This is a genomic window from Ruegeria sp. CJ2 (genome assembly GCF_056536745.1).
On sequence record NZ_JBQFQF010000006.1, the window covers coordinates 56,414 to 68,908 of the forward strand.

General features: G+C 58.6%; 9 protein-coding genes. 7 read left to right on the top strand and 2 right to left on the bottom strand.

Annotation, left to right across the window (positions count from 1 at the left end; translation table 11 throughout):
• Positions 1-106 precede the first annotated feature (106 nt).
• On the top strand, positions 107-568 hold the full coding sequence (locus ACR0MS_RS10295) for a hypothetical protein (protein WP_480572584.1): 462 nt from the start codon (positions 107-109) through the stop codon (positions 566-568).
• A 69-nt stretch (positions 569-637) separates the two neighbouring features.
• Here ACR0MS_RS10295 and ACR0MS_RS10300 read toward each other — a convergent pair whose 3' ends face one another.
• Positions 638-1,762: a beta-ketoacyl-ACP synthase III gene (locus ACR0MS_RS10300; protein WP_480572582.1), complete on the bottom strand. Its 1,125-nt coding sequence runs from the start codon at positions 1,760-1,762 to the stop codon at positions 638-640.
• Positions 1,763-1,931: 169 nt separating this feature from the next.
• Here ACR0MS_RS10300 and ACR0MS_RS10305 point away from each other — a divergent pair, with 169 nt between their 5' ends.
• From ACR0MS_RS10305 to ACR0MS_RS10315, 3 genes are read left to right on the top strand one after another with little or no spacing between them, the layout of a single operon-like run.
• Entirely contained in the window at positions 1,932-2,399 is a 468-nt protein-coding gene (locus ACR0MS_RS10305) for a MarR family winged helix-turn-helix transcriptional regulator (RefSeq protein ID WP_480572580.1), read from the top strand.
• Positions 2,396-3,433, top strand: coding sequence for an efflux RND transporter periplasmic adaptor subunit (locus tag ACR0MS_RS10310; RefSeq protein WP_480572578.1), 1,038 nt, complete (start codon positions 2,396-2,398; stop codon positions 3,431-3,433). Before ACR0MS_RS10305 ends, ACR0MS_RS10310 begins: the two co-directional genes overlap by 4 nt.
• A 10-nt stretch (positions 3,434-3,443) precedes the next feature.
• Positions 3,444-6,494, top strand: coding sequence for an efflux RND transporter permease subunit (locus ACR0MS_RS10315; RefSeq protein ID WP_480572576.1), 3,051 nt, complete (start codon positions 3,444-3,446; stop codon positions 6,492-6,494).
• 59 nt (positions 6,495-6,553) lie between these two features.
• On the opposite strand, the gene carB is transcribed toward ACR0MS_RS10315, so the two are convergent.
• Entirely contained in the window at positions 6,554-9,898 is a 3,345-nt protein-coding gene (gene carB, locus ACR0MS_RS10320; protein ID WP_480572574.1) for a carbamoyl-phosphate synthase large subunit, read from the bottom strand.
• A gap of 177 nt (positions 9,899-10,075) precedes the next feature.
• Here carB and ACR0MS_RS10325 point away from each other — a divergent pair, with 177 nt between their 5' ends.
• The 3 genes from ACR0MS_RS10325 to ACR0MS_RS10335 are packed head-to-tail and all read left to right on the top strand — an operon-like array spanning position 10,076 to position 12,473.
• Positions 10,076-11,203 (top strand): aminodeoxychorismate synthase component I, encoded by a 1,128-nt coding sequence (locus ACR0MS_RS10325; protein ID WP_480572572.1) that lies wholly within the window; start codon positions 10,076-10,078, stop codon positions 11,201-11,203.
• Positions 11,158-11,805 carry an aminotransferase class IV family protein gene (locus ACR0MS_RS10330; protein WP_480572570.1) on the top strand — a complete coding sequence of 216 codons (648 nt, stop codon included), beginning with the start codon at positions 11,158-11,160 and terminating at the stop codon, positions 11,803-11,805. Before ACR0MS_RS10325 ends, ACR0MS_RS10330 begins: the two co-directional genes overlap by 46 nt.
• A complete protein-coding gene (locus ACR0MS_RS10335) occupies positions 11,802-12,473 on the top strand; it encodes a CPBP family intramembrane glutamic endopeptidase (protein WP_480572568.1) in 672 nt (223 codons plus the stop codon). Before ACR0MS_RS10330 ends, ACR0MS_RS10335 begins: the two co-directional genes overlap by 4 nt.
• Positions 12,474-12,495 lie beyond the last annotated feature (22 nt).

Consider the following 12,495-nt stretch of genomic DNA (forward strand, 5'->3'; position numbering starts at 1 on the left):
TAGCCAATATATGCCATTTGAATTATGACTCGGTTATGGGAAATTTCTTTTCCCTTTCCCCCGCAACGAGGAGTGCAGAGGGGAGGCAGGCAGCAGAGGGTGGAACATGGCGGATATTGGGGCTTACCTGAAAAAGCATACCGAAGCGTTGGTTAAGGATGTCGGAATCGAGGCCGCGTGCGAGATTACCGGAAAATCCAAAGCGACGCTTGGGCGTTACTACTCTGACAATGCCGAACATGCCGACCGCTTTATGCCAGTCGACGCCGTTGCCCGTTTGGAATCCACGGCCAATTTTCCGCATGTCACGTCGGCTTTGGCGGATCTGAAAAATATCACCTTGTCCTATGACGGACGAAACAGTGACGCGCCGCGCACTGGCGGGGTGAACTCTGACGTGATCGCGTTGAGCCAGCGTTTTGCGATGCTGATGACCGAATATCAGGCTGCGATTGAAGACGGCATTATTACGGTGAACGAGGCAAAGCGGCTGCTCAAAGAAACCAGCCTGCTGCAGCAGGTGCTGATCGAAATGAAACTGCACCTTGAAGAAGAAAGCGTGAGCTGACACTACTGCCCTTAGGTGTCGAGCGGGGGCAACCCAACGCTGTCATCCCGGTTCGCCGGGTTGTTTGCCTTATCCGTGGCGCTTTACAATCACCGACCCAACGGAATAACCCGCCCCAAAAGAGCAGATCAGACCAACCTCGCCCTCTGCAAAGTCGTCGGAGTATTTTGAGAAGGCGATGATCGACCCGGCCGAAGACGTGTTGGCGTAGTCCTGCAAAATGTTGGGCTGTTCCTCGGGTGCAGGCTCGCGGCCCATAACTTTTTTGCCGATGAAATCGTTCATGGTCTTGTTCGCCTGATGCAGCCACAGACGCTTTAGGTTTTCGCTGCTGACACCCTCGGCGTCCATGTGATCGGCGATATGTTTGCTGACCATCGGCAAGACTTCTTTGAACACCTTCCGGCCGTTCTGCATGAACTGCATATCACGGCGATCCTCAAGTCCTGCGGGACGGGTACGGCGCAGAAATCCGTTGTTGTTGCGAATGTTGTTGGAAAACTCGGTCGCGCAACGCGTCGAAAGGATTTCGAAATGCGGGCCATCCGCGTCCTCGATCCGCTCGATCAGCGTGGCTGTTGCGACGTCGCCAAAGATGAAGTGGCAATCACGGTCACGCCATTCCAGGTGTCCCGTGCAAATCTCGGGGTTCACGACCAGAGCACTTTTGACCGAGCCCGACCTAACCATGTCGGCGGCCGCCTGAATACCAAACGTGGCAGAAGAACAGGCGACGTTCATGTCAAAGCCAAAGCCGTTTATGCCCAGAGCCTGCTGAATCTCGATCGCAATCGCGGGATAGGCGCGCTCGTGGTTCGAAGCCGCACAGATGACCAGATCAACATCTTCCGCCGTGCGCCCGGCTTGCGCCAAGGCTTTCTTGCAGGCGTCAACGGCCATCTCGGTCATGATGCCCGGCTCGTCATCGCTGCGCTGACGCAGTAGGGGGTGCATGACGTCGGGGTCCAGAACACCACTTTTGTCCATCACGTACCGGTTCTCGATACCAGAGGCTTTCAGGATGAATTCTTCCGACGAATGTTGCATAGGCTCCATCTCGCCTGCGGCAATCGCATCTGCATTCTCGGCGTTCATCTTGTCGGCATAGGCATTAAACGCGGTGACGAGTTCAGCATTCGTGATGACATTCTCTGGCGTGAAAACACCGGTGCCGGTGATAGCTGGCGTGTACATGATCGTCCCTGGATATCTCGAATTTGCCCAAAATGCAGTCAACTTGGGGTTAGTTCAAGGTAGATTGACCTAAGGGAATATCAAAGATTGGGGTAAATCAGCTTCAGTTATTGAATATTTCATTTTTCGAAGTATATGGCAAAGACGAAGTCTGAACCGGATTCGACGAATGACCCTTGACGACAGCGAGCTGGTAAAGCGGCTCAGCCCCGAAATGCAGGCGATGATGGGAGTCTATGCTCTCTACTGGAAGCTGCAGGAAAGCCTTGACCTCATCGACGTAGAGGTCAGCCAACAGGAATGCCACATGTTGATCAAGCTGGATCAGCCCAAACGTATGGGCATTCTGGCGGCAGATATGTTGACAGTTCCTTCAACCATCACGTCTACGGCTGACGCGCTCGAGGCGGCCGGATACCTGACGCGTGAGCGCGATCCCGAGGATCGCCGCGCGTGGCTGTTGGTTTTGTCGGGCAAGGGTCTGGAAATGCGGCAGAAAATATTAACCGAGGCAGGTGATCTGTTTAACCGGGCCTCTGGATTGAACGATGCCGAAACCGCCGAATTTGCTCGGCTGGCGCGGAAAATCCGGGAAAACATCTTGAAAACGGGAATACCCGAGGGATTGACGAAATGAAGCTTTTCACAGTTCTAAGCCTTGCTCTGAGCGTTCTGGCCACATCCTTGGCAGCACAGGAAACTGCAAAGCCCGTTAAGCTTATGGTTGTACAGGAAACGAGCCCGGGGTTTTCGCGTCAGTTTTTCGGGCGGGTTGCAGCGCGCCAGACGGTCGATCTGGCGTTTCAGGTGGCGGGGCAGATTGTCGAGCTTCCTGTTACACAGGGCTTTGTGATCCCGAAAGACGGGTTGATCGCCCAGTTGGATCAGGAGCCGTTCCAACGCCGGTATGACAGGGCGGTACTGCAAAAGGATCAGGCGGATCGGACCTTGGCCCGTTTGTCGCGGTTGCGGGGGACTGCTGCCAGCCAGGTGGCCGTAGATGATGCAGAAACCGCCGCGCAACTTGCCGAAATTGCAGTGCGCGATGCGCAATACGATCTGGAACAGGCCACTTTGACCGCGCCTTTCGATGCGTTGGTATCAAGCCGGGCGGTGGAGTCCTTTACCACGGTTTCGGCTGGCACCCCAATCGTGCGCATCCATGACATGTCCGAGTTGCGGATCGAAGTCGATGTGCCCGAGATTCTCTTCCAGCGTTCACGGCAGCAGGATGATATCGAAATCACCGCAAAGTTCCCTGTCAGTGACGAGGTCTTCCCGTTGCAGATTCGCGAGTTTGACGCGGAATCGTCAAGTGTGGGACAGACATTTCGCATCCAGTTTGGTCTGACACCGCCCGAAGGATTGCAAATTCTGCCGGGGTCTTCGGTGACGGTTAACGTGCAGGTTCAAGATCAGCGCACAGGCATCATTGTCCCTTCGACGGCTATTGTCGCTGACGCGGACGGTGCGCTGGGCGTCATGGTATTTTCGCCTGTTGGGGCGGATGAAGGCACCATTCGCCGTGTACCGGTTACGATTGAGCCAACTCAATCCGGCGATGTTCGCGTCCTGACGGGCTTGAACAATGGTGATGAGATCGTGGTTGCCGGGGGCGGTGCCTTGACCGACGGGCAGGCGGTGCGCCGCTTTGTCGGCTTTGCGAACTGAGGGCTGACGGATGAACATCGCACGCGCATCCATCGACCGCCCGATCTACACTTGGCTGATCATCCTGATCGCTTTGTTAGGTGGTATCTGGGGTTTCCTCTCGCTTGGTCGGCTTGAGGATCCGGCATTTACCATCAAGAACGCGGTCATCTCGACTCAATATCCCGGTGCCACGGCTGAACAAGTGGCGCTGGAAGTATCCGAGCCTTTGGAATCCGCCATTCAGCAGATGGGCGAGGTCGACACGATCACTTCGATCAACCAGCCCGGATTTTCGCTGATCGAGGTTGAGATCAAATCCACCTATGACGGCACCGAATTGCCCGAAGTCTGGACCAAACTGCGCGCCAAAATGCGCGATGCTGCCCGGCATCTGCCGTCAGGCGTTGGGCAACCGCTGGTCAATGACGGCTTTGGCGATGTGTTCGGTTTGTTTTACGCAGTGACCGCAGAGGGGTTCTCAGACGCCGAAAAACACGAGCTTTCAACCTTTCTGCGGCGCGAATTGCTGACTGTCGAAGGCGTGGCCGATGTTGAAGTGATGGGGCTGCCGGAAGAGGCTATTTTCGTCGAACCCGATCTGGCGATCACCGTGAACCAGAATGTTCCGATTCAGGCCATCAACGAAGCAATCGCCAACGCAGACTCAGTCAACGCTTCGGGGTCCGTGCGGTCAGAGGACGAGCGCACGACCATTCTGACAGCAGAAGGGTCTGACAGTGTTTCGGCCATCGCCGGGCTGTCAGTTGGGTCACAGGGGCAGGTGATCAATCTGTTCGACATGTCCGACGTATATCGCGGACGCCAAACCGACCCCGAGGTCATCATCCGCTTTGATGGGTCCGAGGCTTTCACACTGGGCATTGCTGGCCTGTCGTCAGAGAATATTGTCGAAGTCGGCAAGCGAGCCGACGCCAAGTTCGCCGAATTGGATTCGCAGGTTCCTTATGGCGTCGAAATCCAGCCGATCTATCAGCAACATGTCGTGGTTGAACAAGCGTCGAATGATTTTCTCGTGAATCTGGCGCTGTCTGTGTCCATCGTGGTTGCAGTGTTGGCCCTGTTCATGGGGTGGCGAGCGGCGATTGTCGTCGGCTCGACCTTGTTGCTGACGGTTGTCGGCACGCTTTTGTTCATGTCGATTTTTTCGATCGAGATGGAGAGGATTTCGCTTGGTGCGCTGATCATTGCCATGGGGATGCTGGTCGACAATGCCATTGTGGTCGCCGAGGGTATGCAGATCGCGATGTTGCGGGGCAAGAACTCGCGCGATGCCGCGGATGAGGCTGCCTCCAAGACGCAGATTCCGCTGCTGGGCGCGACGATCATCGGGATCATGGCCTTTGCCGGTATCGGTCTCAGCCCCGATGCGACGGGCGAGTTCCTGTTCTCGCTGTTTGCCGTCATCGGGATCTCGCTGCTTTTGAGCTGGGTACTGGCGCTGACCGTAACGCCGCTGCTGGGCCACTACTTTTTCAAGCAGGGGAAAGAGGGCGCGGTGGACGCCTATGGCGGGATCATGTTCCGTATCTACGGCGCTATTCTACGTTGGGCATTGCGGTTCCGCTGGCTGGTGATTGCTGGCCTGATCGGGGTGACAGCCGCCTGTTTCGCGGGCTTCGGGCTGGTCAAGCAGCAGTTCTTCCCGGACTCGAATACGCCCCTATTCTTCGTTCACTACAAATTGCCTCAGGGCACACCGATCTCGCGCACTGCGCAGGATATGGGGGTTTTCGAGGACTGGCTGGCAGAGCGGGAAGATGTTGTCTCGGTTACGACTTTTGTCGGGCAGGGCGCGACCCGATTCCTGCTGACCTATTCAGCGGAAAAGCCTAACCCCAGCTACGGTCACCTGATCATTCGCACCAAAACGCTGGACGACATTCCGCCGTTGCAGGCAGAGCTCGAGGCCTTCGGTACGGCCCAGTTCCCCGAGGGCGAGTTCCGAACCCGGCGTCTGGTATTTGGTCCCGGTGGCGGTGATCCCATTCAGGCACGCTTCTCGGGCAGTGACCCGGCCGTATTGCGGCAGCTTGCGGATGAGGCCGTTTTGCGGATGCGAGAGGCGTCGGACAACGTGCTGAATGTGCACCACGACTGGCGCGAGAAAGAACTGGTGGTGCAGCCGATCTATGCAACCGAACGGGCGCAGACCGCAGGGGTCACGCGCGAGGCTATTGCCGCGACACTTCAGTTCTCGACAGACGGGATATCGGGCGGCACGTTGCGCGAGCGCGACCGCCTGATCCCGATTATTCTGCGACGACCAGCCGACGGAGATTATTCGATCGTTGATCAGGTGGTTTTTTCGGACCAGTCCGAGAGGTTCGTCCCCATCGAACAAATGGTTGATGGGTTCGAATACAAAGCCCTGAACACATTGGTTCACCGGCGGGACAGGGTGCTGACCATCACAGTTGGGGCGGATATCCCTTCTGACCTGACTGCGGCACAGGTGCATTCGGAAGTGCGCAGCGCCATTGAATCCATGGACCTTCCGCCCGGCTATCGTATGGAATGGGGCGGTGAGTTTGAAAATGCGGGTGACGCGAATGAAAGCCTTGGCCGACAGCTTCCTTTGAGCCTGCTTATCATGGTGTTGATTTCGGTACTGATCTTCAACGCCATTCGTCAGCCGATCATTATCTGGCTGCTTGTGCCGATGTCGGTCAACGGTGTCGTAATCGGCCTGTTGGGAACCGGTCTGCCCTTCACCTTTACCGCATTGCTGGGCTTGCTGAGTCTGTCCGGTATGCTGATCAAAAACGGGATTGTCCTGGTCGAAGAGATCGACCTTGTCCGTGCAACGGGCAAAGGGCTGCGCGAGTCGATCATTGAAGCCTCGGTCTCGCGTCTGCGTCCTGTGATGCTGGCGGCGATCACCACCATTCTGGGGATGGCACCGCTGTTGACGGATGCGTTCTTCAAGTCGATGGCGGTGACGATCATGGGGGGGCTGGCTTTTGCCACGATCCTGACAATGGTGGCCGCGCCCGTGTTCTACATGGTGTTCTTCTTGCCGGAATATCGGCGCAAGAACGGACCGCAACCTGTTGTTTAAACGAAAAACCCCGGTCATCGACCGGGGGTTTTGCTTTATTCTGGTGCGGGGTGGTGAGGTCAGCCTTGCAGGGATTTGACCTCAACATCGCCCTCGGCCTGCGCCTTGATCGCCAGCGCTGCCGCGTGGCTGGCCGCGGCGGTGGTGAAATAGGGGATCTTGTCATAGAGCGCGATGGACCGGATGGCCTTGCTGTCCTCGACTGCCTGCGCGCCTTCGGTGGTGTTCATCACCAGTTGCACCTGACCGTCCTTCAGCATGTCTGCCACGTCGGGGCGACCCTCATAGACCTTGTTGACCACGTCGCAGGCCACGCCCTGTTCCGCCAGCCACGATTGCGTGCCGCGCGTGGCAACCAGCGTAAAGCCCTGTGCCGTTAGCACCTGCGCCGCCTCAAGCATTGCGGGCGTCTTGTCGGCATCCTTGATCGAGATAAACGCGCGACCTTCGGAGGGCAGCACCATACCGGCCCCCATCTGCGCCTTGAGGAAGGCGCGCGGGAAGTCGCGGTCCCAGCCCATGACCTCACCGGTCGAGCGCATTTCGGGGCCCAGAATGGTATCAACACCGGGGAAGCGGGCGAAGGGCAGCACCGCCTCTTTCACCGAGAACCACGGCATATCCGGGTCGGCCAGTGTCATCTGGTCGGCGATCTTGGTGTCCTGACCTTCTTTATACGCGGGGCGCATCGGGAAGCTTGCCAGTTTTTCGCCGGCCATGATGCGCGCGGCGATGGACGCAATCGCGCTGTCGGTGGCCTTGGCGACAAACGGCACAGTGCGCGAGGCGCGCGGGTTCACTTCGATCAGGTAGATCTCATCGTCTTTGATCGCGAACTGAACATTCATCAGGCCCACGACATTCAGCGCCTTGGCCAATTTGAATGCCTGATCCTTGATCTGGTCGAGGATATCCTTCGACAGCGAGTAGGGCGGCAGCGAACAGGCGCTATCGCCCGAGTGCACGCCGGCTTCTTCGATATGCTGCATGATGCCCGCGACATGTACGTCGGTGCCATCACACAGCGCGTCCACGTCCAGTTCAACGGCACCGGCCAGATAGCTGTCCAGCAGCACGGGGCTGTCGCCCGAGACCACGACGGCCTCGTTGATATAGCGTTTCAGCTGCTCCATATCGCGCACGATTTCCATCGCGCGACCGCCCAGCACGTAAGAGGGGCGGATCACCAGCGGGAAGCCGATCTCGTCCGCGATCTCAAGCGCCTGCTCGTCGGTCGAGGCGATGCCGTTCTTGGGCTGTTTCAAGCCCAGTTCGTTGACCAGCGCCTGGAACCGTTCACGGTCTTCGGCCAGATCAATCGCGTCAGGCGTGGTGCCGAGGATCGGAATACCTTCCTCTTCCAAAGCGTTGGCCAGTTTCAGCGGGGTCTGACCGCCGAACTGAACGATCACACCGTGCAGCGTGCCGTTTTCCTGCTCTTTCGTCAGGATTTCCATGACGTGCTCAAAGGTCAGCGGCTCAAAGTACAGCCGGTCCGAGGTGTCATAGTCGGTACTGACCGTCTCGGGGTTGCAGTTGACCATGATCGTCTCATAGCCCTGTTCGGTCAGCGCGAAACAGGCGTGGCAGCAGCAATAATCGAACTCGATCCCCTGACCGATCCGGTTGGGGCCGCCGCCCAGAATGACAACCTTTTTGCGGTCGCTTGGGCGGGCTTCGCACTCAACCTCGCCCATCATCGGGGCCTCATAGGTCGAGTACATATAGGGTGTCTGTGCCTCGAACTCAGCCGCGCAGGTGTCGATGCGTTTAAAGACAGCGTGTACGCCCAGATTGCGGCGGGCGCGGCGGACGTTGTCCTCATCCCGGCCCGTCAGGTTGCCCAGACGCGCATCCGTGAAGCCCAGCATTTTCAGCTTGCGGACGCCCTCTTCTGTGACGGGCAGGCCGTCCTTGCGGACCTGACGTTCGGCCTCGATGATCTCACGGATACGGGCCAGGAACCACGGGTCGAACTTGGTGACGCCAAAAATCTCGTCGTCAGTCAGGCCGTGACGCATGGCTTGCGCGATGGTGCGCAGACGATCCGGCGTCTGCTGGCTGATGGCCTTGATGACGGTGGCCTTATCGTCGGCCTCATCCCACAGGCCCACATTCAGGCCGGGGATTTCGATCTCATCAAACCCGGTCAGACCCGATTCCATCGAAGCCAGCGCCTTCTGCATCGATTCGTGGATCGTGCGGCCGATGGACATCGCCTCACCCACCGACTTCATCGCGGTGGTCAGGTAGGGCTCGGAACCGGGGAATTTCTCAAAGGCGAATTTCGGGATTTTGGTGACGACGTAGTCGATGGTCGGCTCGAACGAGGCGGGCGTGACCTTGGTGATGTCATTGTCCAGCTCATCCAGCGTGTAACCCACGGCCAGTTTCGCGGCGATCTTGGCAATCGGGAAGCCGGTCGCCTTGGACGCCAGCGCCGAGGACCGCGACACGCGCGGGTTCATCTCGATCACGACCATACGGCCATCGACCGGGTTGATCGCCCATTGCACGTTCGACCCGCCGGTCTCGACCCCGATCTCGCGCAACACGGCAATCGAGTGGTTGCGCATGATCTGGTATTCTTTGTCAGTCAGCGTCAGCGCCGGGGCCACGGTGATCGAGTCACCGGTGTGCACACCCATCGGGTCCACGTTTTCGATCGAACAGACGATGATGGCATTGTCGGCTGTGTCGCGGACCACCTCCATCTCATATTCTTTCCAGCCCAGCAGACTTTCGTCGATCAGGATCTGACCCACCGGGGACGCGTCCATACCCGAGCGGCAAATGTGGATATAATCCTCGCGGTTATAGGCCACACCACCACCGGTTCCACCCAACGTGAAGGCAGGGCGAATGATGGCGGGCAGACCAACCGTTTCCAGCGTTTCCAAGGCCAGTGCCACACCAGCCTCAAGGTCTTTCTTGCCGTCCGCATCCTTGGGGGCGGTCACGATCTCGGCCTTCGGGTTTTCAATGCCCAGCCGGTCCATCGCTTCGCGGAACAGGGCACGGTCTTCGGCCATTTCGATGGCGTCGCGTTTGGCACCGATCATCTCAACGCCGAACTTGTCCAGAACGCCCATCTCTTCCAGCGCCAGCGAGGTGTTCAGGCCGGTCTGACCGCCCATGGTGGGAAGCAGGGCGTCGGGGCGCTCTTTCTCGATGATCTTGGCGACGACCTCGGGGGTGATCGGCTCGATATAAGTCGCGTCGGCCAGGCCGGGATCGGTCATGATGGTGGCCGGGTTTGAGTTCACAAGGATAACCCGGTACCCTTCTTCGCGCAGCGCTTTACACGCTTGCGCGCCGGAATAGTCGAACTCGCAGGCTTGACCGATAACAATGGGGCCCGCCCCGATGATCATGATCGACTTGATGTCGGTTCTTCTGGGCATGGCCATGTTCCTTCGATTGTTCGCGAGTCAGGGCACCCCCCGAGCGCCCAAATTGTCCTGCGTTATAGGGACCGCGCGAAAAGGTTCAAGGGGTATCGGAAACGGGGGTGAAATTGCCGCTTTCCCCTCTTTCCCTTGCTGCCGTATTCTCTATACCGCGCAGCACGGCAAATGAGGATGCACTTGCGTATTCGTTTTGATCAGGGCCCGGCCGGGCAGGGGACAACTTTCGACCGGCCAACAGACGTGATCCGCGCTGACACGGCGGAGGAGGTGCCCCAGGCATTGGCGGCGCTGGACAACGCACGCGCAGACGGTGCGTGGTTGGCAGGCTATGCCAGTTACGAGCTGGGCTATGCGCTTGAGCCGCGCCTTGCGGACCGGATGCCTGTCGAACGCCGCCTGCCGTTGCTGTGTTTCGGCGTATATGACGCGCCCAGTTCTACCGACCTGACCGCCAATCGGGGCAGAGTTACCGGGTTTGTGCCCCGCTGGGACGAGGCGCGATACACCCGCGCGTTTCAGCAGGTGCATGATGCCATCGGCGCAGGCGACATCTATCAGGCCAATCTGACCTTTCCGATTGATCTGACGGTCGAGGGTGACAGCGCTGCTTTGTACGCCGCTCTTGCCTCGGGGCAGCCTGTGGGTCATGGGGCGCTTGTGCAGCAGGACAGCCTGCCTGACCTGCTCAGCCGCTCGCCCGAGTTGTTCTTTCGCACGGATGCCGACCGGATAATCGAAACCCGGCCGATGAAAGGCACCCAACCGCGCAGCGAAGACATGGCCGAGGACGCCCGTCGCCGTGATTTTCTGTCGAGCGACGATAAGAACCGCGCCGAAAACCTGATGATCGTCGACTTGCTGCGCAACGATATCAGCCGCGTGGCTCTGCCCGGCTCGGTCAAAGTGCCCGAGCTGTTCAAGGTCGAGACCTACGCGACCGTGCACCAGATGATCTCGTTGGTGCAGGCGCAGCTTCATCTGGGGGCCGAGCTGTCGGATATCCTGATGGCCCTGTTCCCCTGCGGCTCGATCACCGGCGCGCCCAAGATCCGTGCGATGGAGATTCTGTCTGACCTAGAGCCTTGGCCGCGCGACATCTATTGCGGCGCCATTGGCTGGGCGGCCCCGGATGCGCGGTCGGAGTTTAACGTGGCCATCCGCACGCTGATGGTCGAAGATGGCAAAGCGACCTTAAACGTGGGTGGCGGCGTCGTCTGGGACAGCACCGCCCCGTCAGAATATGAGGAGGCGTTATGGAAAGCCCGCTTCGCCCGCCAAATGACCCTGACTTCCGCATAATCGAAACGCTGGCCTTCCAGCCGGGGCAGGGCTTTGTGCGTCGCGATCGTCATCTGGCGCGGATGGACCGCACGGCCAAGGCACTTGGGATACCGTTCGTAACGCAGCAGGCAGAGGAGGCGTTGGATAGTGCCGCCGGGACGTCGCCGCTGCGCTGTCGTTTGACCCTGGCGGCGAACGGCCAGATTGAGGTGACGACTGGCGCTTTGGCCGAGAACCCACCGGTCTGGCGGGTGGCTGTGGCGGATCAGCGCCTGGCAGCCTCGGATATCTGGCTGCAACACAAGACAACCCAGCGGGCGCTTTATGACACGGCCCGCGCTGCACTGCCCAAGGGGATCGACGAGTTGCTTTTCCTCAACGAGCGTGAGGAACTGTGCGAGGGCACGATCACCAACCTGTTTTTGCACATGCCGGATGGCCGCCGCCTGACGCCCGCACTGTCCAGCGGTTTGCTGCCCGGCATCCTGCGCGAAGAATTGCTTGATAATAAAGAAGTTACCGAGGCCGCTCTGACCTTGACCGATCTGCGAAATGCGGAAATGGTCTTCGTAGGAAATTCCTTGCGTGGTCTGATCCGAGCGGAGTTGGCAGCAGAGTGAGCAAACAAACCGATTGGGCCGACCGCGCGGCGCCGCTTTTGCGGTTGCGATTGGAATTTGGACTGTTCTTCGTGGCGGTTCCGGTTCTGATCGCGGTGTTCTTCCCGCCGAACTGGATGTTCCCGTCCCTGTTCACTTTTACGGCACTGGGCATATTGCTTTTGCACAATACGCCCGGCTTTGCCTGGGCTGAACTGCGATACAACTGGCGCAACTGGTCTTGGGGCGAGGTGGCTCTTTTTACCGCCGCAATGACGGTATTTTGCGCGGCACTTGTCATGTCCACAAAGCCCGATGCCGCGTTCTTTCTGCTGCGCAACCGGCCCGAGTTTCTGATTGTCATCTGGACTTTTTATCCCTTGGTCTCGGCATTGCCGCAGGAATTGCTGTTTCGCGTCCTGTTTTGCCGCAGATACCACGCGATTTTACCAGATGGCCGCGCCTTTTACCTGCTGAATGCGTCCCTGTTTTCGCTGGCTCACCTGATGTATTGGAGCTGGATCGTCGCCATCATGACCTTTGGCGGCGGCTTGCTGTTCACATGGGCCTATCGCAGACGCGACTCGTTTTTCTACGCGGTGCTGCTGCACGCGATTGCGGGGAACATCATCTTTGCGGCAGGTCTGGGCATCTATTTCTACTCGGGCAACGTGCAAAGGCCGTTTTGACGGGCTGACCCGCCTTGACTTT

Bases quoted from the DNA above. Each gene is read 5' to 3' on its own strand.
- carB (WP_480572574.1), bottom strand. From the start codon at position 9,898: ATGCCCAGAAGAACCGACATCAAGTCGATCATGATCATCGGGGCGGGC.
- ACR0MS_RS10315 (WP_480572576.1), top strand. From the start codon at position 3,444: ATGAACATCGCACGCGCATCCATCGACCGCCCGATCTACACTTGGCTG.
- ACR0MS_RS10305 (WP_480572580.1), top strand. From the start codon at position 1,932: ATGACCCTTGACGACAGCGAGCTGGTAAAGCGGCTCAGCCCCGAAATG.
- ACR0MS_RS10310 (WP_480572578.1), top strand. From the start codon at position 2,396: ATGAAGCTTTTCACAGTTCTAAGCCTTGCTCTGAGCGTTCTGGCCACA.
- ACR0MS_RS10295 (WP_480572584.1), top strand. From the start codon at position 107: ATGGCGGATATTGGGGCTTACCTGAAAAAGCATACCGAAGCGTTGGTT.
- ACR0MS_RS10300 (WP_480572582.1), bottom strand. From the start codon at position 1,762: ATGTACACGCCAGCTATCACCGGCACCGGTGTTTTCACGCCAGAGAAT.
- ACR0MS_RS10325 (WP_480572572.1), top strand. From the start codon at position 10,076: ATGCACTTGCGTATTCGTTTTGATCAGGGCCCGGCCGGGCAGGGGACA.
- ACR0MS_RS10330 (WP_480572570.1), top strand. From the start codon at position 11,158: ATGGAAAGCCCGCTTCGCCCGCCAAATGACCCTGACTTCCGCATAATC.